At 54.0% G+C, this 23,436-nt stretch carries 16 protein-coding genes; 3 read left to right on the top strand and 13 right to left on the bottom strand.

Features of this window, described 5'->3' with window-relative positions:
• Positions 1–115: 115 nt before the first annotated feature.
• From ACR3ZL_RS06480 to ACR3ZL_RS06500, 5 genes are all read right to left on the bottom strand, one after another.
• Positions 116–1,402, bottom strand: coding sequence for a Gfo/Idh/MocA family protein (locus tag ACR3ZL_RS06480; RefSeq protein WP_486173302.1), 1,287 nt, complete (start codon positions 1,400–1,402; stop codon positions 116–118).
• Positions 1,399–2,496, bottom strand: a complete 1,098-nt coding sequence (locus tag ACR3ZL_RS06485; protein WP_473648696.1) for a DUF6807 family protein — start codon at positions 2,494–2,496, stop codon at positions 1,399–1,401. The genes ACR3ZL_RS06480 and ACR3ZL_RS06485 overlap by 4 nt, the downstream gene beginning before the upstream one ends.
• Positions 2,497–2,574: 78 nt before the next feature.
• A complete protein-coding gene (locus tag ACR3ZL_RS06490; protein ID WP_473648695.1) occupies positions 2,575–3,810 on the bottom strand; it encodes a DUF1559 family PulG-like putative transporter in 1,236 nt (411 codons plus the stop codon).
• Between the two features lie 48 nt (positions 3,811–3,858).
• The gene (locus ACR3ZL_RS06495; protein ID WP_473648694.1) at positions 3,859–4,035 is read right to left on the bottom strand and encodes a hypothetical protein; all 177 of its coding nucleotides are present in this window, start codon (positions 4,033–4,035) and stop codon (positions 3,859–3,861) included.
• A gap of 687 nt (positions 4,036–4,722) precedes the next feature.
• Entirely contained in the window at positions 4,723–5,565 is an 843-nt protein-coding gene (locus ACR3ZL_RS06500) for a sugar phosphate isomerase/epimerase family protein (protein ID WP_473648693.1), read from the bottom strand.
• A 228-nt stretch (positions 5,566–5,793) separates the two neighbouring features.
• Here ACR3ZL_RS06500 and ACR3ZL_RS06505 point away from each other — a divergent pair, with 228 nt between their 5' ends.
• Both ACR3ZL_RS06505 and ACR3ZL_RS06510 read left to right on the top strand, forming a co-directional pair.
• Positions 5,794–6,855, top strand: a complete 1,062-nt coding sequence (locus ACR3ZL_RS06505; RefSeq protein ID WP_473648692.1) for an AraC family transcriptional regulator — start codon at positions 5,794–5,796, stop codon at positions 6,853–6,855.
• Positions 6,856–7,632: 777 nt separating this feature from the next.
• Complete coding sequence (locus tag ACR3ZL_RS06510) at positions 7,633–11,517, top strand: hypothetical protein (RefSeq protein WP_486173303.1); 3,885 nt, start codon at positions 7,633–7,635, stop codon at positions 11,515–11,517.
• 181 nt (positions 11,518–11,698) lie between these two features.
• Here the strand turns inward: ACR3ZL_RS06510 and ACR3ZL_RS06515 are convergent, their stop codons facing one another.
• The 8 genes from ACR3ZL_RS06515 to ACR3ZL_RS06550 all read right to left on the bottom strand — a co-directional run bounded on the left by ACR3ZL_RS06515 (position 11,699) and on the right by ACR3ZL_RS06550 (position 20,707).
• The gene (locus ACR3ZL_RS06515; protein WP_473648690.1) at positions 11,699–11,863 is read right to left on the bottom strand and encodes a hypothetical protein; all 165 of its coding nucleotides are present in this window, start codon (positions 11,861–11,863) and stop codon (positions 11,699–11,701) included.
• A 213-nt stretch (positions 11,864–12,076) separates the two neighbouring features.
• A complete protein-coding gene (locus tag ACR3ZL_RS06520; RefSeq protein ID WP_473648689.1) occupies positions 12,077–12,406 on the bottom strand; it encodes an H-X9-DG-CTERM domain-containing protein in 330 nt (109 codons plus the stop codon).
• Between the two features lie 408 nt (positions 12,407–12,814).
• On the bottom strand, positions 12,815–13,762 hold the full coding sequence (locus ACR3ZL_RS06525) for a DUF1559 domain-containing protein (protein WP_473648688.1): 948 nt from the start codon (positions 13,760–13,762) through the stop codon (positions 12,815–12,817).
• A 299-nt stretch (positions 13,763–14,061) separates the two neighbouring features.
• Positions 14,062–14,667, bottom strand: coding sequence for a hypothetical protein (locus tag ACR3ZL_RS06530; RefSeq protein ID WP_473648687.1), 606 nt, complete (start codon positions 14,665–14,667; stop codon positions 14,062–14,064).
• Between the two features lie 339 nt (positions 14,668–15,006).
• Entirely contained in the window at positions 15,007–15,690 is a 684-nt protein-coding gene (locus ACR3ZL_RS06535) for a transposase (RefSeq protein ID WP_473648686.1), read from the bottom strand.
• 309 nt (positions 15,691–15,999) lie between these two features.
• Positions 16,000–17,316, bottom strand: coding sequence for an outer membrane protein assembly factor BamB family protein (locus ACR3ZL_RS06540; RefSeq protein ID WP_473648685.1), 1,317 nt, complete (start codon positions 17,314–17,316; stop codon positions 16,000–16,002).
• Positions 17,317–17,852: 536 nt separating this feature from the next.
• A complete protein-coding gene (locus ACR3ZL_RS06545; RefSeq protein WP_473648684.1) occupies positions 17,853–19,469 on the bottom strand; it encodes a phytanoyl-CoA dioxygenase family protein in 1,617 nt (538 codons plus the stop codon).
• A gap of 671 nt (positions 19,470–20,140) precedes the next feature.
• Positions 20,141–20,707, bottom strand: a complete 567-nt coding sequence (locus ACR3ZL_RS06550; RefSeq protein ID WP_473648683.1) for a transposase — start codon at positions 20,705–20,707, stop codon at positions 20,141–20,143.
• Positions 20,708–21,200: 493 nt separating this feature from the next.
• On the opposite strand from ACR3ZL_RS06550, the gene ACR3ZL_RS06555 reads away from it, so the two are divergent.
• The gene (locus ACR3ZL_RS06555; RefSeq protein WP_473648682.1) at positions 21,201–22,577 is read left to right on the top strand and encodes a hypothetical protein; all 1,377 of its coding nucleotides are present in this window, start codon (positions 21,201–21,203) and stop codon (positions 22,575–22,577) included.
• Positions 22,578–23,436: the final 859 nt, after the last annotated feature.

Below are 23,436 nucleotides of genomic sequence, written 5' to 3' on the forward strand. Positions count from 1 at the left end.
ATCGTTGCAGCAGAACACAGGAGCCCCGACAGGGTAAACCGAACCCGCTTTCGCAATTCGCAAATCAATAACACCGACAACACTCGCATCGTAATAAGGGGGCCTAGGCCGGGGTTTAGAGAGTCCAAGAGTCTCGCAATGGACGGCTAAGCATTGCCTTCGCCGCATCGCTTGGATTAACCAACTTCTTTTCATCTGGATCCCAAACAATCTTCTCGCCAGTTCGCACCGCTATGTCACATAACTGGCTAATGATTTCACCACGAACCGCGTCGCGAATGTTGGAAACTGGTTGCTTCCGAGTTTGAACCGAGTTGATGAAGTCTGCCATATGATTCGTGCTGACTTGCAGACTATCGTCGGTTAACTCAAGCTTTTGGTTGCCTCGCGGATTAAGGTCGGGACTGCTTCCCAAGCTGCGGCCCGCATCTCGAGCAACTTGAATCCAGCCGTCCTCTCCGACAAACTTCGTCCGATCAGCTCCAGGCTTAAAAGTGACTTCAATATCACCCATTGTAATCTTCATATCCCAGTGGATCACGCAATCATAGAGCCCTTCGGTTGGAATGAAGCCCGTTCCTTCGACGGTGATTGGCCCAAGCGTGTCTGCGTCGCAAGCCCAGACCATGATGTCCAGCGGGTGAGCTCCCCATCCGGCAAGATAGCCAATGGAATGACTGTACACCCAATAGGAACCCGGCTGCTTGCAAAGGTCGGCGGTGTATTGCCGCAAGGGTGATCGGCCGCACCATGCATCGAAGTCTAGATCATCAGGTACTGGCAAGGTTTTTGTTGAGCCACCTTCGCCACCGTCCGGTGCTTCTAGTTCGATGGACTTGATCTTTCCGATCGCTCCTTGTCGTACCAGTTCGCAGCCTTTCCAACAGTGCCGAAGGCTGCGTTGTTGTGTTCCGTATTGAAACATGCGCCCGGTTTGGTTGATGACGCTTTGCATGGCAAGGTCATCCTCGATCGAAATCCCAAGGGGTTTTTCGATAAACACATCCTTGCCAGCTCGTGCGGCGGCGATTCCGATCGGCACATGATTGTGGTCAGGAGTCGCAACGATCACCGCATCGATATCTTCTCTTGCTAACAGTTCGCGGTAGTCTTGGTAGGCCGTACCTTTGATGATCGCGGCAGTTGAATCGCGTTTAGACTTGTAACAGTCCGACGTCGCGACGAACTGAACATTTTTCAGACCAAACGTTTCACGGAATAAACCAATGCCTCGATTGCCAACACCAATTTGACCGACCGTGATGCGATCGCTTGCTGCAGCCACATCTCCGAGTCCGAGTGCACGCCCCTGAACAAAATAGGGTGCTGAAATCGCTGCGGCGGCCGCTCCCTTAAGAAGCGAGCGACGTCCTAGTGATTTTTCACTAATTAAACGTTTCAAGATTCATCTCCAGTATCGAATTGAGGTTCAAGCTGCTTGTTGTGTGCAAAAGGATTGAGATACGCTTCATATTCTTGACGCAGTCTAGGTGCACGCCATCTTTCGGCATGGATCCAAACCCGATAGCGCATCGTCAACAGTTCGCCTTCACTTAAATGTATTGGACTGTCATAGAGGATCGCCGGGCTGAAATAGCTCATCGTGTTTGACGCGTCCGCGTACCAGGACGTGGGATGCGGGCGGTTGGAGGGATGGTCGAGAATGGCAATACCTACGAATTGATCATCAATCGTCCCGCTGTAGTCCATCGCGGTTGCCTTGCCTCGATAGCGACCTTGATTGAAAGACACGGCACCTTTGGGGACAAACAATTGTTGGTCTTTCATATCAACAGCAAATCGAACCGATAGTCCAGCGTATCCTCCCCAAGCTTGGCCGTTGGGTTCGCCGGCTACGGGGGTGCGGCCAAGTTCAACTTGACGACCAATATATTTATTGCCCGTATCCTCGCCATCGTGATCTACGTCGTCAGTATTTTGGCTGGTAGTGAATTGACAATCCCAATCAAAATAGTAGTTCCCCTGCTCGTCTGGCGAAGAAACGTCGACGACGCGTCTCTCTGTCATCACGGTTTCGCCGGCGGGATTGGTGTACGACAAGTCCATCGCTACTCGCGCCGAAAAGTCGTTGTGAGTTTCGACTTTGACGTTGGACCAAGAAGTTCGGCCTTCGCTTTGGCCGGTTTTGCGATCTTCTTCCCAGTAGTTGACGTGATTGATGTATTTCCAACTAAACCACATGGCGTGATGCCACGGATGATCTTTGGGGCGATCCGTTGTCAGAACGGTGTTGGTCGGTAAAGCAATGGGGTGGAAGTAAGGTTTGCTTTGCTCCGCGCCGTGATTGAATTGCCAGAGAACATTCTCTTCGTTCATCAAAGCAACTGCACCGTCCGAGTGTTTCCAACGCCACTGAGTGTTACTGTGGGAGACTTCCTGTTGTGATGTCTGCGACGGTGATTCGCCGCGTGCCATTAAACCGCCGGGCAACATGAGCACTACGGCCATCAAGAAGCGAGTCGTTGTTCGATCCAACAATATTCTCCATCAAACGGGAAGACGGCACCTTGCACATGCAAGGTGCCGCATCGTAAATAGACGCAATACGGTGTCTTATAGCTCTTCGTCTATTACTTCTTTCGAGCCTCGGGTGCCAAGTTTACCCCAAAGTCCGTATGGACTCTGCTGGCCGACGGAACGTGTTGCGTAGAGGTCCCCGCCTTCGATGCTATCGGTAATGAACTTCACCGCGCCATCTCCCATCAGCACATGGACACCACCTTGGTGACGGCTGCTAGCGGTTGTCCAGCCCTGGGCGCGGTCGTCGTTGCTGTTGTAGCAACTTGGTTTATTCGGCGTCAGGATCGTCTGAAACCCCGTGTACCAGGTGCGACCGTCAACCCATTTGGATGCTTTGGCCCGGTCTAGTGCGGTCGAGACATTGCCGATCAGATGAGTTGGACGTTCCGGATCGATCCGATCTAAACAAGACTGAATGTCAAGGCTAGTTGCAGTAACCAGAGTGCTCGCACTATGTCCGGTCGAAAGCTCTGCGTTGACCTCTCGGTTGCCTGCGCTGATAACAACTTCGCCACACGCAATTGTGTTAGAAAGTCCATCAAGGATATCGCGGAACTTTGTTGTGTGCCGAGCCCAAAAGAAGCCTCGATTGGTACCTCGAGCGATGGATGCTGATGCTGATGCGTTTGCAGCGACCGTTGCATTACCAGGGCTTCCCCACAATCCGCCATCCGGGTTGGAGGTTGTGTTTTCGTATTGATTTGCTCGGTTCTTTCCACCGGAAGCTACCAAGAAAGCGTGGTCGCCTTGGCATGCCGCATAGTTGGTTCTCGCGAACAAGTTTTCAAATCTAACTGCTGGGTCACTCGGGCACATGAAAGCGGAGACTTGGCTGTTCCAAGGGATGTAGCCGGTCGTCCATGGTCCAGGACCCATCGCTGGCCACGGTGGTGTCTTTGTCGTAATGGCTGCGGAAGCATTGATCTGCTGACCGTTCGGATTTGCGATCTGTTCCCACAATGCTTGCTGTTCAATAAAAGGCAGAATCGGAACCATCCAGCTAAGATTGTGATAATTGCTAAGTGGGCTAGGGTACGAGATCGTGCCTCCCGTTCCTCCCATCTGCCTGGGTAACTGTTTGTAAGCGGAGTGGTAGTTGTGAAGAGATAGGCCAATCTGTTTGAAGTTGTTGCTACAACTCATCCGGCGTGCTGCTTCGCGAGCGGCCTGAACCGCTGGTAGCAATAGTCCAACGAGGACCCCGATGATTGCAATTACCACTAATAGTTCGACAAGGGTAAAGCCCCGTCTTGAAGATTGAGTCGACATGTATGGCTCCGAGAAAAGAGAATGTAGAAATTCCTAATGCAAAATTGGCTATCCATCCAAACCGTTTGCCTTTTCTTCCGAAGCTTTGAATATCGCTTCCCTTGCTTCTTGCTCGGTCATTTGCCCCTCTTCGACCTCCATACTTGGTTTGCCGCAACCCGGTAAGGTTACGATTGCAATGGAAAGCCAGCAGATCATCGAAAGAGAGGTTGCAGCGGTTTTCATACTCAAAGGCAACGCGTTTAAGGGGGGAAGTAGCAATCCTGGTAGGAACACCTTTGAAATTAGCAGCCATTTGATTGCGATAAATGCATTAGGGCCAAGAAAGTCGCAAACAGGGGGCTCTAGTGAAGGATATCGAACCTTCGGCAAGTGAGTTCTGAACAAAATTGAACTCCCGAGTGCGCGAGCCAAGTCACAACGAACCAGAGATAGGGCAAATTTCCCGTCGTCTGATGCGACTCTTGACGGTCTTTGGGGAATGCAGAAGCGGAGTTGGCCTGCTAATTTCGGCAGCTTGCGTCTGCGTTTTGGGGACCTGAGCAGCTTTGGGAAATGGCCGAGACCATAAAAGATGTGGTCGCTCTGGCGGGATCAGAACGCCACCCAAGATGGCAGGGATGCGCGGTTTGATCTGCGCTGAAAGCCCTGCGTTCTGGTCGGGGATGGCGTGAGGATCGGCAGTTTTCGTAGTCGCACGAAGGTGGATTCGGACTAGCGAAAAAGACTATATGGCTAGTCAAAGGCATCCGTCGATACTTCGATATATTTCACGTAACAACGTCGCGTCAAAACACGTTGATTGCTTTGCCAAACGAACGCAAACCTTCGGCGATTGCATTCTTAAAAACAAGGAAAACTGAAACAAAACGAAGTCGTCATGTTGTCAAGCGGCATCGTTTTGTGGGAAGCCTAGATTCCACATTCTCGAAGATAAGCAACGCTTCGTTTTAAGATATCTTCGTCCCCGACAATCTCTAATGTTGAACTTTCGATCGAGCTGTCTTTAAGCACATTGCACACGCCTTGTATATCAATTATTCCATCACCTAATGCAATGGTTGAAAAACCACAGCCGAATTCTTTTCCCCTCTTGGGTTCCCATTCGGCAGTTAGGTCCTTCCAGTGCACATGATGGATTTTGTCTCGGAAAACAGTTGCGAATTCGACGGGATCAGCTCCGCCAAGCCACGCATTTCCAGTGTCAAGATTGACGCCAAGGGACGAGGGATTGCCCAAGCGTTCGAATACATCTTGGACGCCGCGGATGCTATCGGTAATCGGGCCGTGCGGCTCTAGCAGCAAGCGAACACCGTAATCCGCGGCCATTTGCACTGGAACACATAGCTTTTCTGCAATAATGAAAACTTGCTCGTCATGGCTGAGGTTGCGAGCCCAGTCCGATCTGGCCTCCATTTCGGTCGTAACAACGTCCTTCACACCAATTGCTGCAGCAAACTGAATTGCTTTCATGATCTCTGGTGTGCCAAAATTACCGGGATTGCTCGGTTCTAGTAGAGCAGCGTGTGCGCAAACGGAAGATGGGGTAATTTGATGCGTCTCAAAAAGACGTTTTACATCAAACGGATTGGTGTCCAAGCTAACCGTTGGCGAAAAACCGGCTGTGCCAAGCATGCTGCCACCTGAATTGGTATCGGTTATGTCGGCATGAGAAAAACCCATGCTCTTCGCGCGGAGCAGTTGTTGTTCGACGCTAGCGAAGGGCTCGATGAGCAAAAATAGGCCGATGTTCACTTTTAGTTCCTACTATGGGTTCGTTAGTTTGTAGAAGACAAGGTTGGCTGACCAACTCAATCCAGTAACCGTGACACCTTAGCTGACAAACGATTGCTATCGGTCGACAAGTTGGTTTGCCACTAGTTTAAGAAAGGCGAGGTTTGCGTCGCTTATAAGACAGTAAACTAAAGAAGATGCCCAGGCCCATACAGTCAGATCTTAAAGAATCCAAAACACGGTATTTGAATGATTCGGGATGTTCCACAATTTAGCGATCGTGAACAAACACGATGGGCCGATACATGTCAACCTTTGGCGAGAGCCGCTAATCGCGGTAAGGTGCAGTTTCGATCATTGGTCCACGGGCACTACCCAGGTGATAGTTTGCCTTCGGAAGTTTTGCCAGGGCTTAAGACCGTCGGGTATTGGGATGCCGTCACAGATCAGGATTGGGGGTTGGACTGGCATTGCAATGAAGGAATTGAACTGTGCCTATTGGAACGTGGGTCTCTCGAATTTTCGGCTTCAGGGAAACAAACCAAGTTGCTACCTGGTGACATGACACTGACCCGTCCCTGGCAAAGTCATCGACTTGGGAACCCTTTTATCACACCGAGTCGATTGCATTGGTTCATTGTTGACCTTCATACTCGTCGACCCCATCACGATTGGTGTTGGCCACCTTGGGTCGTTCTTGCTCCAGCAGACTTAAAAGAACTTACATACTTTCTGCGGCATAACGAGCAGGTGCTTTGGCACGATGCGAGCGAGATTCGTCACTGCTTTACAAAAATCGCTGACACTATCCAGAGCAACGGAGCCTTATCAAGCTTGTCTCGGCTGACCCTGCTACTCAACGAAGTGCTAATCCTGACTCTCGATGTGATTCGACGGCAGGACGCTCCCATGGATAAGAACCTTTCAACGCCGAAACGCACGGTTGAACTGTTTTTAGAAGATCTACGTTCCGAACCAAGGCAGCTCAGACAGAAATGGTCCGTCCGACTGATGGCCGAGTCCTGTGGGCTCGGTGTGACCCGTTTTACGGATTATGTTCGAGATCTTGTGGACGCTACGCCGATGCAGTTCTTGAACGGGCTGAGGCATGAATTTGCTGCAACACAGTTGGTCAAAAACTCAGACATCACCAACGCAAAGCTCGCTGAAGTTTGTGGCTTTCGTTCGGCCAGTTACTTCGCGACGTCATTCCGTAAGCATTTCGGATGCACGCCTCAGCAGTACCCTTCGAAATTGGAAGGTGCAAAGTTGTCGGGAGATGCTGAGACTTTAAAGAGCGATTCAATCTGACCTGGCAGGCAGTGAACGGTTTGTTTTTACATGCTAGCGTGGCGTTTGGCTTTTGGACGAGATGCGACAGCGTTGGCGGTAGCGTTTTTTGATGAGTGAGTGTTTTGGATTGGGCTCATGCGAGCGGGCCTTCTGCGGGAATCCTTCGGTTCGCTCTAGGGGCTGCGATCTTGTGCGAGATGCATTGTCATGGCGGATCGGCGTAGGGGTGAAGGTCGTATTCTTGTGGAAGGGGAATGAGATGCATGCTTGGTGGAGCGATCTCGCTCGGTAACAGCTTGCCAACGAGAGGTGTAGCCAAGGTGACGCTTGGTGCATTCCAAGTTTGCATACGAGCGAAGCCGCCCCTTCGTTTTGCCAGAGTAGAACGCTTGTCCTGAATCGTTTGGAAGCCTGATGTAACAATCGCATCGAGAACGATTCGGATACTCCGGTGCACAGTTTTGTATTCCGTCTGGTGGCGTTGAACGCCGGGCGGTCGGAACAGGCGTCAATGGGTGGTGCTGGTTACCGACCGCGGAGCGTTCGGCCACGATTTTGACGGAGTTGTTTCAAACGCGGGTTCTTGGCCGCTTGGATTGAGGCGGTTTAGCGTGAGATTTGCCGTCCCATATAGATGCATTTGTTCACCGCTTGGGGGCGATCTGTTTCCAGGTTGAAAAACTCGCAGTGGAAACTTCGCCCCCATAGATGCGTTACAATGTTCCCCCAAACGGCAGCAGCGAGTCTCCGCTTGCTGCATGAACTTTTCTGTATGCTCTTCTTGGGACAAGGCGAATGGTACTGCGACGAATGATTCGGCAAGGGTTCGGCAACACACGTAGGACACCCCGAAAGGTCAGCGGCAGTCCTCGGCGGAGGCACCGCGGGTTACGGCCAGAAACCTTGGAGGCGAGACGTTTGTTGGCCGGAGACTTGGAGCTGGTGAGTCTTGAGCTGGCGGTGAATCAATCGGCGGAGGTGCCCGAGGGGGAAGTTCGTACGCTACGACTGAGTCGTACCGGTCCAACTGACCAACCGGTCACCGTGGGCATCTCGACAAGCAGTCCTTCCGACGTTGACGTTATTGGTGGCACGCCGGCCGTCGGTGCGAACAATCTGACCGAATTCACCATTCCGGCGGGGCATGACGAAGCGACGTTCGATGTGTTGGCAATTTCCGATGGGTTGGACGAGCTGCAAGAGGAGGCCGTCAGCGTCTCGTTTTACAACGGGACCGAGTTCATTGGGGTCGAGCTAACGATCCAAGACGGAGACGAAGCCGCGCTCACCATTACTCCCACCAGTGAGATCCCGGTTGATGGTGGAACGGTGAGCTTTGTTGTCTCTCGCAATTCGGCACCGAGCACACCGATGCTATCGGAAGAGTTGGTCGTGCAACTCAGTAGCGATGATCCGTCGATCGTTTCAGTGCCAACAAGTGTGACTTTGCAACCAGGCCGTAGTTTTGAAGTGTTCGCCGCGACGGTATCTTCGCTCGCGCCGGGAGAATCGGCTGCCGTGACAGTCACAGCTGCTGCTGATGATTGGCAATCCGCCACCACCGAGATCCTGATCCACCCACCCCTAACGACGACACCTTCATTCGTCGTCACGCCACAGCAAACTGAAATCGGCGAAAACGGTCAATTCATTTTGACCATAACGCAAGATCGAACCTTAGCAACCGATACCACCTATGTCCTCACGACGGACGATTCGGAATTAGTTCCTGAAAACAGCGAGGTCACCATCGCTGCGGGGGAAGACTCGATTGATGTCGTGATCGCGGGGGTGCAAGACGATTTGTTTGACGGATTGCAAACGGTGCAGATCGAAGTGGCAACGGTGTTCGACGGAGTCTCGGTGAGTGAAGCCGTCGCGGTTGACGTGCTGGATCAAACCCAACAGCGATACACGTTTGGCCGCAACTTAAACGGTCGGGAGATCCGCGAAGGCGAAGTGACCTCATTCGAGATCACCATGACAGCGGCCTATGAAGTCGAGACCTCATTCCGTTTGGAGCTTCCCGAAGCGTTGGTGGAAGAATTCGGCGATGACATTGAGATCACGCCACTTGTCCTAGAGCCAGGAGCAAAGAGTGGCTTCATCGATATTCTGGGCGTCGACGACGGCATTGATGAGCCAAACGAGCAGTTGCCACTGCGATTGTTGCAATCATGGCCTAACCAGCCGGATCGTCTCTTTGGTACGGCGACTTGGACCCTACGAGATCCAGTGATCGAGCCAACCGTCACACTTTCCACATCGACACTAGAAGAAGGCGGCCCAGCGGCGATCGGGCAAATTGATATTGGGCAAGTGCTTGACCAAGACATCGCCGTTAATTTCTTCATTGACGGAGTTTCCGGACCTAGCGGCAATTCCGACGAAATTCTCATTCCGCAACAAGTCATTATCCCGGCCGGACATCGTGTTGGTTCCTTCGAAGTCGCCGCATTGGATGATGATCGGGTAGACGGAACGCAAACGCGTCAGTTGCAGGCCACGTTCCAATTGCCTGGTGAAGAACGTAGGTTTTTCCCGTTGCCGATCTCGACGGTGGATAACGAAGTCGCTGAGTTGACTTTGTTACTCGATGTTGGTCAGGGGCCGTTCCCACCGCCGGATGGCCAACCAATCGAATTCAATGAGGGCCAGCAAGTCGTTGCAGTGGTTCGGCACAATCTTGATGATAGCCATCCGCTTGCTCAATCGGGATTCGACATTCAAACGTCCGGTGGTGATGCACTGGGGCTTCCCGCGACGATGACGGTTGCTCCAAACCGAGCGTTTGCTTTTGCGTTTTTGAGCAATCCGCAAGACAACGTGGTTGAGGATGATCAAGAGTTGGTGCTGTCGGCATCGGCAACCGGATTCCAAAGCTCCACGCTAACGGCGACGCTGATCGATGATGATGAGGCGGTGTTCGGTTTCACGGACCAGTTCAATCTTTTCGAAGGTGATTCGGCACTGTTTGGGTTTGGGACTGGTGGCGGCCCTGGGCCAGCGGTTGTGTTCGACCATGACGTGACATTGACGTTGACGTCGTCTGATCCCGATCGGTTAGAAGTTTTAACCCCGACCATTGTCCTGCCCGCGGGGCGATTTGGCATCGGAACACCAAACGCTATTGTGGCCGTCAACGACAATCTGTTCGCGGGCGATACGACCGTAACCTTGATCGGGACAATTGAGGGCTATGAACCCTTGGTCGCCACCGTCCAAATCACCGAAGATGAAAACTTATATCCGCCCGTCTTGGATGTCCGGTCAGGTGAAGTTGACGAGGGTGACTCGTTGACGGCGCGACTCTACGTTTCGCAACTGGCCTTCGACGCAACGGTCTCGTTACAATCAAGTGCCCCGGAAGCTTTGATGGTGCCGATGGAAATTCCGATTCCTGCTGGGACACCGTATGTGGATGTGCCATTGTCAGCGGTGGCGGACGGACTGGTTGACGATGATCAGTTGGTGACCATCACGGGCGTGTTGGAAGCACCGGAACTAGAAGGCGTCGACCTGTTGACCTTCAATGCGACTGTTACCGTTGTCAACGTCGACTTTGCCACACCACCCACAATCGATGCCATCATTGGTCCTGGAATTGATCAACCTGGACGCATCGGCGAACCAGTCCGTTTGCAAGGATCGTTTCAGGATGCATTACAAGACGTGCACTCCGTGACGATTGATTGGGGGGACGGTACTGTCGTCACGATTCCAGCCGATGCGGTGGACCAAGTCGCCGACACGTTCGCAGCCGATCACGTTTATGAAAGCGGAGGTGAATTCGAAGTCGTTGTGACGGTGGATGACGGCACCTTCCAGGCGACACAAAGCACGACCGTCTTCATTGCCGGTTACCAGATCGACGCCAACGGACGTTTGAAGTTTATCGGTAGTGAAGGCGACGACCAGTTGCAGGTAAAGGTTCGAAGAGGACAACTGCAAATTCGTACTCGCATCGATGGAGGGCCGTGGAGTCGTGATGACGTGGACAGGGCTTCGGTCACGTCGGTTTACGCAACGCTAGGCGAAGGCGACGACAGTATCTTGATCGAAAAGTCACTGGCCATCTCGGCGGTTGTCTTGGGTGGTGGTGGAAACGATCGTATCGACACGGCGGCGGGTAACGATACCGTGATTGATACGCTCGGAGATAACCAGGTGACGACCCAAGGTGGTAACGACCGGATCCGAACGGGTGATGGTGTCGACCGAATCCGCAGCGGCGACGGCGACGATACGATTTGGGCAGGTGCTGGAAACGACGACATCAATGCAGGTGACGGCGACGATATTGTCGATGGCGGTGATGGCGACGATTTGATTCGAGGCGCGTCCGGTCGTGACATTCTAATCGGCGGGATGGGGGCCGACACGCTATCCGGTGGCCGCGACGAGGATCTGTTGATCTCGGCAGGTTTTACCCGAACGTTCGATGAATCGGCGTTGCTGATGATCCGAAACATTTGGTCCGGACCGGATGACTTCGCTGATCGTGTTGGAGCGTTGATCGAAGGCGTCGCCGATACCTTTGTCGCCGTTCGCCCCGGCGATACCGTGGGCAGTGACGAGTCGATCGACACGCTGCACGGAAACGGTGACACCGATTGGTTAATCGGTGGGCAAGATGACACTTTTCGAGGTGTTCGTCGAGATCGGGTTGACCAAATCTGACGCTGTCAGCCTCTGTGGATGAACGAAATGAAATTGGTCGAGCGTGGTGCACACGGATCGCTGCTTTTCCGGATGCACTTGCTCTTCCAATCGTTCGCTACCCAGGCTGGTTTGGCGGCAAACGATTGGCAACAGTTGGTCGGCAGTCGTCGTTGGCTGCGACCAAGCTGGGGTAGCGAGTTTACTGTTCGCCGGTTGCTTCCATCTCTGCTTTCTCTCGAGCCAATTTTTCCGCGTCCATTGCAGCGTAGGCTGCTTGGTCATCTTCGCCGACGACGGCTCTCGGTTCCTGAGTACCACCGCATCCTTGTGCGGTAGCAAACAGAGCAAAGCTGACGCATAACAAGCAGGCAAATCATTTCATTTTTAATTCCCGTAATAGATTTTCTTAGTTGATCGCTCCATGTCTTGATGGTGAAGACGCGGTGTCATCCCAATACATGAAGAGCGGTCCGAAGCTCGGACTAGCAACGCGGTCGGTCGGCAACCTCCTTCGCGAACCGCGAAGGAGGTGCGTTGAGTTAGGATCGCGGAACTTTGGTTCCTGGCGATCTGTCGATTACAGTTCTTCTTCGATCACTTCCTTGCTGGCACGTGTGCCGAGTGCACCCCATAGCCCGTAAGGGCTGGCGGCTCCGGCAACGTTGTTCGGATTCGCTACGCCACCGGTGCTGGCGATTGATACCGGCACTTGAGATTGAGTCCCGGCTACGATGGAATCGGTAACGAGCTTGACCGCACCATCGCCCATCAAAACATGAACGCCACCTTGGTGACGGCTACTGGGCGGAAGCATTCCGCTGCGTCCCTTGTCTTGGAAGTTGGCCCATTCGTTGCCTTCGTTTGCCGTCAAGCAAGCAGGCGAGTTCGGCGGAGGAATCGTATTCATGCCGGAGAAGACGGGCAATGCATCGGCCCACCTGTAGCCACGACCATTGCCAGCGGAGATCGAAGCGATGCCGACGCTAGAAATCCAGAATTGTGGCCGGGTCGCATCGATTGCTGAATGATTCGAGCAAAGTGTTGGCGTCGTCGGTCTAAATCTCAATCCGGAAAGCGGCCAAAATTCGTAAAGAGTGTTCGTGACACGAAAACACGTGATCAAAGTCAATCGTTCGTCGGCATTCTGAATGCACCCATGCTTGGCGAAATTGACCCGCGTCTCTGGACGGCAGCAGCCGCCAGGTGAAGTTTCGAGTTCCATCAGGCCCGGGCACGCCTGTTGAAAACCCAGTTGTGGGTCGTCGACGGACGCGAGATCTCGTCCACTACCCACAAGCTAGGTCTCCTTCGAAGTTTAGAACTCTTCGATCACTTCTTTTCCCATCCGGGTACCCAACGCGTTGTAGAGTTTCTCGTCGATTTGATCGGAGATCGCGCGGACGGATCCGTCGCAAAGTGCGAATTGGCAGAGTCCGACGTGCGGGGCTGAAAGGCCTTTGTCGTCGCCGTCAATTTGGTTCGGCCGATACTGGGTTTCAAACAAAACCATGTGACCGTGGTCATCCGCTAAATCATCGATGTCGCGGACGGCGGCTGACCAAGCGGTTTCGAAGTTCATGTGACCGCCGGTGGAGACGTTGCTGGTGGGGAGAGGTCCGTTGGTCCGTTCACCGAGTGCTAGCGTGTTGGAGAGACCATCGAGTATGTCTCGAAACCGCGTCGGGCTGTTTCGATAGAAAACGCCTTGGCTCTGCAGCGGTGTGTCATCGAGGTTAACGGTCGCGGTGGAGGGCCCCCAGTTCGCAGCGTAAGAAGCTGCCGCGTAGCGTTCGACTGGTGTCACCGAGTCATCTCGGATCACGTAGGAGTCTTCCGAATAGGTGTCCGAGGGGCAGAGGAAGGTTGCCATTGGTGTCTCGCGGGCCTCAAGATTTTCGAGATCCCAAACCGGCCGACTGAAGTCGAATTGGTCAAACAAACCAGGTTGTTCAATCTGGGGAAGGATGGCTGTTCCCCATGCGACCCCCATGTGATTGGCGTCCAAGAGCGTGCCGCTCGGTCCTGGTTTGTGCAGGTAGCCCGGCGGAAGTCTGCCGAAGGTGGATTCGTAATTGTGAATGCCGAGGGCGAGTTGTTTGAGGTTATTGCTGCACGACATGCGGCGGGCCGCTTCGCGGGCCGCCTGGACCGCCGGAAGCAAGAGACCAACGAGCACACCGATGATGGCGATCACGACCAAGAGTTCGACGAGGGTAAACGCCTCGCGGGAGTGACGGAGCGGGGAAGAAGGTTGCATATGCATTGTTAGTTTTCGATTCGTTGTATTTGGGTTTTGAGTGGTTCACGGTTGCATCGGCGTGCCCGTGTATCCGCTCGCGCATGCAGAAGAGTGTTCCAACCGAGGGCGGTTGTGTGCCTGCAGAAACGCGGTCATCCAGTCGCGACAAACGGCGAGTCTGTACCGACATGACGGCAGACCGGTTGCGACGAGATGATTCGAGCGAACACGTAGCAATGCGGATGCGGTCTCAACGCGAGAGGCGGAGAGAACGGTGACCGTTTGTTGCGTTCAAGATGGAGTTCAGATAACGCTGTTGGGCGTCAAATAGATGCGAACTCGGGAGGAGGCGTAGAGGGAGGATCGTTGCCTCGACCTCCGTTCATGCGAAGGAGCCTGTCGCAAAGAATACTCGCTGGCGTTGGTTCGAAAGCGAGGCTTTCAGGTGGCAGTGGGCTGCGAACCTGGAACACGCGAACGAGCCAGGAACGTAAGTCGACAGTGTTGAATCCGTCGTTGGAGACCACTCCGCGATTTCCGGATTCGAAAACGACAAACTCAAATCCAAAGAATACGTAGTGCGAGTGTGGCCGAGTCGAGGCGATCTCGGTGGCGGTGTCAGGCGACACCGTCTGTGTCAGTCGATCGTGGGAATCGCCCTGTTTGGGCGAACCCGCCGGAGTGTGCGGGTGGACGTGTTCGTGAGGGTGTGCATGGGCATGGGCATGATCGTGCGCATGTCCATGATGATGGGGATGCTCGTGGTGGTGCGAAGACGTTGGCAAGGATGCCTTCACTTGAGCGTGAATGTGTTTTTCGTCACCGTCGGAGTGGCTGTGCGTCATAACGCCGCGCAGGCCCAACATCGAGATCGCGGTTGCCGCGAGGATCAGCAGAACGGACGATCGATAGAGGTGTCGGTATTTCACGGCTATCGTGTATGTCGCTGATGGTGTGAGCTTCGGTCGAAGTTCGGGGGGGAGGATTCGCCACGCCTAAATTGAGCGTGTTGGCGATTCGGCGCGGTAGGGCGCGACATCATAGTTAGACATATCAAATTGGCAAAAGGGGATGTCGTTTTGAACCAAAATCCCATTGCCACACAGAAGCCACCCCGACCCTTGCTCCGAAAGAACGGGACAAAGAATGTGGCCGAACGAATGTGGCCGAACGCTCCGCGGTCGGAATCCTCGATCCACCAACCACCTTCTCACCGACCCGTCGCGTTCGGAATTCTGCTACACCGACCGCGGAGCGTTCGGCCACAATCAATAGTTTCGGTTTGATCGGCGATAGAGATATTGGCCGGAACTCAATTTGGCTTTCACTGGGTTTTGCTCGATGTAGTCGCGAAGATATTCCAACTGTTTTTCGCCTCGTACTAAGTGATCGAACGGTTCTTCTTGCCAAAGCGTTCCAGCGTTGCCAAGCAAACGATTGATCTGGACAGCCGAGTAGTGTGTCCAAGAATAGCATTGCTTCCGCATCAACTTCGCATCGGGGAAGACGACCAAGCAATGGACATGGTTGGGCATCACGATGAGATCACCCATGAAGTAGCGATCGTCGTCGAAGTGCAGCAAAGCATCCGCCGCAATCGTAGCGGCTCGCGAATCTTCAAGTTGACATCGGCCGTGGCAGCGGTCCAGTTCGTCATGCTTCTTTCGATGGAATTGTTTGTCGAACCGGCGCCGGTCCTCATCGCCCAATTGATGTCGACCCGATTTCCAATCTTCGATTTTGATTCCTCTGCGTTTCAAAAAAACGATGCGTTCTCGATCCCATCGCTTCATGACCTCTTTTGGAATCGAATCGGCCAAGCGTATCGTGATGAACGTGATCGCTCCGTCCTGCATCCAGTGTGGAAGCGAATGAGAGGAAACCTCAATGTCACCATCGCGGTCCAGGAAGTGCCCCAACGCCACGTGATCGGTTTCCTCGTCTTGCCTCATGGCTCGATCCTTACGAAACACGTATCGGCAAACCTAGTTCTAGAAGGAGATTTTTGCGTGAGTGACGTTGGCGGCATCGGTGAAAAATGAGCGGGCATGCGATCCGAGGTCGAATAGGCCTGTCGCACTATCAATTCGGCCGTCCATCACCTAGACGGATGTGGCCGAACGCTCCGCGGTCGGAATCCCCAAACTACCAACCGCCTTCCCACCGACCCGTCGCGTTTTGTTTTCTGCTACACCGACCGCGGAGCGTTCGGCCACAATTTAAAGCTGTCGGCCACACCGCAGGCGTCAAGTAATCTTGAATCAATGCGTTTGGATCTTATACAGATACTCTTTGCCCCGGACAAAGATTGCACCTTTGGACACTGCCGGGCAGGCGGTCGTGGCCATTCCGGGCACGTCGTTGACCGCGATGATCTCAGGTTCACGTTGCGCCTTCACGACCGTGCCGAGCCCACTCTGATTGAAGAAGTACAAGCGATCGTCAGCCAGAATCGGGGAAGCCAAGTAGTCACCCGAAATCCGTTTCTTCCAAAGTTCGTCGCCTGTTTCCAATTCAATGCACGATAGGACACCGTTGTCCGTGACTTGGAAGATCAGTTCATTGTGCTGGATCGGTTTGGCGAAACGAGGGTTGCCGCGTTCCCGTACCCATTCGACGTGCGAGTCGGTGATGTCGCCCTTGGTGGTCCCGTCAAGCCGGACAGCGACTAGCTGGGCGCCGCGTGAACCGGTGTTGATGATTGCTAGTTTCTCTTCCGGGATCCACAGTGGCCTGATGCCGGCGTTGTAGCTTTTGTGTCGTAGTGTCCAAAGCTCTTCGCCGGTCTCCAGATCATAGCTTTGCATCGCCCGAGCACCGACTGAAAGAATTTGGTGCTGATCGCCAACTTGGACGATGGCAGGCGTGCAGTACGCTTTTCGCATGTCGCCGTCGCGCAGTGGCTTCCCATCGTCACCGAGATCTTCGTAGTCGGTGGTGCGGTCAGTCCGCCACAGCGTTTTCCCGGTTTCCGCATCGAGGGCTGTTGTGTACTGCTGGTCAACGCCGTCGAACGTGAGCACCAATTTGTCACCATGCAAAACCGGTGAGGAGCCCGGTCCTCGAAAATGCTGGCACGGTAAATCACGTCGCTGCCAAATCACCTCGGCGGTTTCCGCGTCGAGTTTCGCGGTCCCATAGCTACCGAAGTGAACGTACACGACGCCTGGCCCCAGCACGCAACTCGGTGCCGCGTAATTGTTGAATCCGACCGCACCACCGAGTTCCTCAACCTCGTCGTTCTCAAACAGCAGTCGGTCGTGCAGGATTTCGCCGGTCTGTTCATCGATCGAGATGATGTACTGCTTCTTGCCGTCCCCGGTTGCTGTGGTTAACCAGACCTTGCCCTCACCAATTACAGGCGACGAGTGTCCTTCGTCATGCAGCGGTGCCTTCCAGGCAACGTTTTCAGTATCGGTCCAATGAATCGGCAGGCCATGAGTGTCTGCTGCCGCAACGACGCCGTCCTGGGTCGGTCCATGCCGATCAGGCCACTGCGCCATGCCGTGCGGTGACGAGATGACAAGCGACGTGAGGACCACGACGGCAAACATTGAAAACAAAGGCAATCGAGTCATAACGGTCGCTTAGTCGAAACACGGTGGGAAAGGGGGGGAGGGATAGCGGTATTGTACTAAACGATCGTCACCGTTGCGCCGCGTTATTGCGGGGTACAAGGTGAACGCTGACACTTTGTCTTCGGCGTTGAAGCAACAACCGAGGCAAATGGTTCCACCGTCTCAGTCCGGATAGAGGATTGGCAAGTCGTCTGAGGCATCACCGCTTCATCCAAGAATGAGAAGTTGAGCCCGGAGACGTCATTGGCAAACAAAGACGTGCCAATCCAAGCAAGTGCTGAACAGAGTTACCCAATTCAGGCACTAGCAACGTCGTTTGCATCAGCAAATAGTGAATAGCTTGATGCTTCGCCGTCGAACGATTGGCTCTGCAGACTCACAGTCTCTCACCACGCACGACTCGCTGATTGAAGGCTGTCATTTGCGAAGAGATCATCACCGAAACCGCTGCCTAGTATGATGTCGACCAGGCAGAGTACAGGCAGAGTCCATTGGTTTTCGAAGTGCGGCCGCGGGGCGTGAGTTCGCCTACTTCATCACGGCGTTCGGAAGGATCGCCAGTAATCTCGCAAGCGACGGCGGGGCAGCGGAAGCTCTGGATCATTTGCATGGTGTAACTCGATCACTAAGCAATGGACTGGCGACTCGCTGACAGCTTTCAACCCATGAGTAGTTCCAGCGGGATGAAACAAGACAGCGGGAGCCTGCACGTGTTTCCCCAACGTTTCGACAGTGCCTTCCATTACGACAGTAACAACGTCGCATTCATCTTCATGAGTCGGGTAGCCGCTCGTATGTTCGATTGTACTGGCGTGCAGATGTAATTGAGTGAGACAGTCCGTTGGCCCTTCATCAATCAACTGTGAAGCAAACCCACAGCCTGAGGCCGGCAGCCAATCGTTCAGGTTTCGTGGCTTCTCAATTCCCAGCTTCGCAGCCGCTTGCTTGCCCCAGTCGACTTTGGAATTCCATCGAAACTTCAGGTAATACACTGGTTCAGCCGCATCAGCCGGACAGATAACCGAATGGGCATAGTAGGCTGGGTAGAAAACAAAATCGCCTGCGGCAACTCGAAAGACATCGGGTTCGGGATCATCCTTCCTGGTTGCGTGCTGCAGTTCTGCTTCGCCGCCCAACACGATAAGAAACTCTTCGTCAGCGTGTTGATGCAAAGTATGTGGAACCGCACCAGCGGTAATCACGGAGGTGTGGGCGCTGATTTTCCTCAATCCCTGAGTGTGCCCCTCAAAAAGAACGGTTGGCCGCCGATCACCAACCTCGGCCTTGGCCAGTGGGGAATTGCAGGCGTGGATTTGTGGCCGCAAAGCACGCAGGCTTTCCGAGGGTTTCCACAATGAATTGGGATTCGCCGGCGGAGGTGTCACCAGACGATTGCCAGTTCGACGCGCGATCTCTGGATCGCCACTAACACACAACAACGCCGGTTGCACTGTATCGTCATAGCGAAAAGGCCAATCCATTTGCGACCAATCCGGTTGACGAATGCGAAAATCCGCCCGGGCGTACTGCAACAGAAGTGCAACCCGGGTGCCTTCGGATCGAGTGTTAAGCGAGCCATGCCAAGTTCCCCCCGCGAACATCAGCATCGCCCCGTCCCAGGCGTCGGCCGTGCTAAGTGCCACGTCGTCATCACAATACGATCGAGCCAATTCCAGGACGGCCTCGCCCGTTCGAGCATCGCGTGGAAGATCGGCGGCAGCCTCCTGAACCGACACGCCAGCCCGATGGGAGCCATCAATAAAGCTAAGCGAAGAAGCCTTAGAAATGGACTCCAAGCCAATCCACACACTCACGGCATCCGTTTCCCTTGCGTCCCACACTTCCATGTCAGAATGCCATGGGTGTGCCTGACCAGGATCCCGCTTCAAAACCATACTCCCCCACAAGACGATGTCTTCACCTAGGAGTGGTCGGATATGCTGCAAGGCCAACTCAGAACTCGCCACGTCCCACAGCCAACGATCTCTTGTCGCAAGGTCCTTCGCCCACGCTGCCTCCAGGTCCTGATCCAAAGTCTGTACGTGCGCCGCAAGCGTTGCAGCCTGTCCCGCCGAGAGGCACTCAATGGGCCCAGCCCAACCACGAGAACAAAGACTGCTTTGCGTGGCACTTCGCTCGAGATGTTTCAACACAGATTCGTTCTCACTGGGAGCGTGCAATTTTAAAACCACCAATCTCAAAAGTGCCAGAAAGTGAACTGACTAGACGTCCCGCAAGCAAGTGGAAACGGCAAGCCATTGGGAACAGGAGGTGAATGGATTCACCGGCTTCCCTTCCACGGTGAACGATCTGCATAAGTGAGATCATTCGATTTAACCAGACTCGGTGTGCCCTCGCAACGACATTGACAACTGCGATCATCAACGAAGCGGAAGAGATTGCGATTTTCGAAAGCCCCCAGCAAGCGCCGACCTGCAATATGTCAGTCAGAGATTGGAGATGCCGGAGAATCCGCTCTCATGGGTACTCAGCGGCTGTTCACTCAGCGGCTGGGTGCTTGGTTGCGAAGCGTTTCTCAAGAAGTCGATTCGCCCCGGATCGCATGGCGCATCCGGGGACATCGTGAAACAATTGGTAGTGGACGAGGCAACGAGTCCATTGCGTGGTGAAGGACTCGTCGCCTCGTCCACTACGGGGGCTTTGATTGCTGCAGTCTTTGTTTTTCGAGGCGTGAAAGGATGTAGTGGACGACGCGAGGAGTCCCCTTCGCAGAAAGCCAACGACGCGAAAATTCCTTATGGACGCGCGGCGTCTCGCTTCGTTTGTTGCGGGAGGGATGGGAAAGGACTCGTCGCCTCGTCCACTACGGGTGTTTCCATTGTTGAATGCCTTGAGTTTTGAGGCGTGAAACGATGCGGTCGAAGCGATCCCAGTAGTCCGATTCAAAGGGTTTCAATTCGGGGTACCCAGGCACCAGGCAACCGGTGAAGGCGTACTTTGTGAAGCTATCGATTTCCACCAACCCGCGGCGTTCGGGGTTTCTGGCAATGTAATCACAGAGCTCGCGAAAGTGGGATGGCATGCGTTCTTCATCCTTCAAAACATGGTCGTAGGCTTGGTCTTGGAGTGCAAAGCCAATGCGATTCAAGGACTCATCGCATCGGGGGCGAAAGTGCTTCATGGCGTTGAGTTGATCGCATTTGGCGTACAGTCCCATCCACACCATATGAACGTGATCCTGCATCAGGCAGTGAATCGGGCAAGCAATGCCATACCGAAACAGCGTATGGGTCAAGAGTTCACGAAATCGGTAGTAGAACGCCGGACAAAGCCAGCCTTGGCGACGATCCAGAATCGTGATCGTCCAGTGAACAATCGCTTCGCCCTGATAGTACCCTCGCGACAAACGCTTCAAGTGATCGCGTTTCATGAGAGAAACCGTAGTGGACGAGGCGACGAGTCCCCTGCACAACAACGCCGTTGCGGACGAGCCTTGCTGCATCGACGGAAGGGGGCCTTCCCATCTTAATGCCTGGTTGATTTAGCATGTTGTGGTGCGTGTCGATGCCTGGGTGTTTTTTATTGCGCATGGACTCGTCGCCTCGTCCACTACGGGTGTTTTTGAGGCGTGCAGCGTTGTAGTGGACGACGCGAGGAGTCCCCTGCACAGAAAGCCAACGACGCGAAGATACCTCGTGGACGCGGGGCGTCTCGCTTCGTTTGTTGCGGGATGGATCGGGAGGGACTCGTCGCCTCGTCCACTACGAGATGTGGGACTCGTTGCCTCGTCCACGACGAGATGTTGGCACGCGGGGACGTTTCAAAAACTGGCGCTGCCTTGTGGTCTGGGCTTTCAGTACTCTGGTCAACGATCGGCGTCCTGTCTTGTTCGGTCAATCCCCTGAAACCCCGAGTCCTGCATCGTGTTCTTTCAACCGAAAGCGAACCTGTCCGATTCCGCCAAGTCGCGAATTGAATTTTGCCTGCAACAGATCGCTGAATGTGTTGGCTTTGAACGCCTCTCACTCCCCGTGGTGAGTCGCAAAGCGATCTTCGACCTCTATGAAGCCGAGCGGAATCCGCAGCACGTGATCGCGTTTGTCGGAAAACACCTCGGGCATGATGTCAACGGAATCCAGGTTCGCAATGCCCTCCCGCAAGCTCAGAGTGCAGGCGATGGCTGTTGCGGTGGTGGGTCTTGTGATGGTCCCAGCGGGCTGGCCGGTCGCTATGAACCGTCGGACCGCAGCATCATGCTGGACCAGACGATCGACAGCGATCCGGCGATGGGGCTTGCCACGCTGATCAATGCCGTCGTCTGCGATTTGCTTTCGCAAAACAACTTTGCCGGGGCACATTTGCCTGAGCAAGTCGACCTTGCCGTTGTCGGGACGGGACTTGGCATGATTCGCAACAGCATCAGTCTTGTTGCCAAGCACCCGGTTCACTGGGACTCGACGCAGTGGGACGTTTTCCCACGACCTTTTCTCGACGGTCAATCCCTTGCCTATGCCAACGCGATTGCGGCATGGGCCCGTGACGATGAGACGCTCAAGTGGTCAAGCGATTTACCCAGCGACCTGAAACGCCCCATGAAAAAGTCGCTGAAGTTCCTGCTGAAAACCAACGATTCCTTCTTTCAACCACGAGCGAAAAAGTTTCGGTTGACGCAGTCGCAACGCGAATGGTGGAAGCTGGCAAACGAATCATCGGCATCCAGTCAGGTGATCGCGATTCGACACTTGAATTCGGATGGCAAGCTGGATGACCAGCAAGAATCCTTGTTGATAGACAAATTGGGGTCGGCAAACGTCGCAATCACGATGAATGCGATTGCGGCGATTGAACGGATGGCGTCGCAGCGACCAGCGATTGGCAGCGAGTCCATTGTTCGTGAACTTCGTTCTCTGACGGATCATCGCGACGGTGAAGTCTGTGCAAAAAGCATGTGTGTTCTTGCAAAGCTAGGTGGGCTGGACGAAGCGACGGTGGAAACGGCAGCAACGATGCTGGAAGCCCATCAAAAGCACCTCACTTTCGCCGGTCTTCATGCTTTGTGCATGCAGGATTCCGTTCCGGAGGAAGTCGTGCCGGCGCTGGACCGATGTTTCGTTCGCGTGTTGCGAGCGTGTGACTATGAACTCATTGATTTGATCGCGACAGCGTACCGGCGTCTGCTCGATGATCCTCAATCGCATATAGAGGAATTGTTCCAGAACAGCCCCGAGCATCTGCCCATTGCATTGGAAACGCTGCAGAAGGTTCCACAGCAACCCGTTCCGTTGCGTCGCGGAGCCTGACGAACGGAAGTTCATTACGCATTCGCCCCATCGTCCTTAAGAAAAGCCGCGGTTGCTCACCTCGGCAGAGAAGGGATGATCAGGCTTCGCTAGGGGGCAGGCTTGATCTTCGGTTTTCAGGCAAGTTTTCCTTCGATTGCAATGCATGCGTTCTACAGATTGGACGACCTTTCTAGTCTCGCTTTCACTTAAGAACTGATCGGTGCCACCTACCCAACGCATTGTTCGTGGCGCAGTTCCGAGTGTCATCCTGACGCCTCGCCCAGGGAGCGGGGGCTTTGCAGGCTCTAGGTGGCCAGGGCTGGGCATGTGCCTGTCAGCATGCTCACGCAGCAAGTCGCTGGAAATGAGATTTGCTGCATTGGCCCCGGATGAGCAGCAATTCGAGGCTGGATAGTGGGTAGAGCTAGGTTGAATGCGGCGGAACTCAGAGGAATTCGGCGGCGGGGCAGAGATAGAGGGTCAAAACCGCTCTAAATCACTGCCTTTTGTTCCAGTTTCATTTCTGGAAATCGTCAAAAACACTGTCAATGACGAGTCGGGATGACAAGATTCGAACTTGCGACCTCTGCACCCCCAGAGAACTTCGCCAACAACGAATAAGCGGCGTTTTCCTTATAGATGAAAACGGAATATAGCGGCCCAAATGGCTGTTGCAAAGAGCAGTAAACGATTGCAGTGAAATGCAGGGAAAACAGACATTCTGTCCGTCGACTGTCCAAAACTTTGGACAGTGTGTCCGAAACTCTTTTCGGCAACTGTCCAGGTTGGACACAAGCCCGAAGTGGAAACGTTTCCACCCTGAACGATCGAATCAACACGATGTGTCACGGTGGCAGTTGTGCGGAATTGGTTTGCT

The sequence above is a fragment of the Rhodopirellula sp. J20-39 genome, from assembly GCF_057365095.1.

What these genes read in the sequence shown, in the direction of transcription:
- ACR3ZL_RS06490 (WP_473648695.1), bottom strand. Translation starts at nt 3,810, where the DNA reads ATGTCGACTCAATCTTCAAGACGGGGCTTTACCCTTGTCGAACTATTA.
- ACR3ZL_RS06495 (WP_473648694.1), bottom strand. Translation starts at nt 4,035, where the DNA reads ATGAAAACCGCTGCAACCTCTCTTTCGATGATCTGCTGGCTTTCCATT.
- ACR3ZL_RS06505 (WP_473648692.1), top strand. Translation starts at nt 5,794, where the DNA reads ATGATTCGGGATGTTCCACAATTTAGCGATCGTGAACAAACACGATGG.
- ACR3ZL_RS06510 (WP_486173303.1), top strand. Translation starts at nt 7,633, where the DNA reads ATGGTACTGCGACGAATGATTCGGCAAGGGTTCGGCAACACACGTAGG.
- ACR3ZL_RS06520 (WP_473648689.1), bottom strand. Translation starts at nt 12,406, where the DNA reads ATGAATACGATTCCTCCGCCGAACTCGCCTGCTTGCTTGACGGCAAAC.
- ACR3ZL_RS06525 (WP_473648688.1), bottom strand. Translation starts at nt 13,762, where the DNA reads ATGCATATGCAACCTTCTTCCCCGCTCCGTCACTCCCGCGAGGCGTTT.
- ACR3ZL_RS06535 (WP_473648686.1), bottom strand. Translation starts at nt 15,690, where the DNA reads ATGAGGCAAGACGAGGAAACCGATCACGTGGCGTTGGGGCACTTCCTG.
- ACR3ZL_RS06540 (WP_473648685.1), bottom strand. Translation starts at nt 17,316, where the DNA reads ATGACTCGATTGCCTTTGTTTTCAATGTTTGCCGTCGTGGTCCTCACG.
- ACR3ZL_RS06550 (WP_473648683.1), bottom strand. Translation starts at nt 20,707, where the DNA reads ATGAAACGCGATCACTTGAAGCGTTTGTCGCGAGGGTACTATCAGGGC.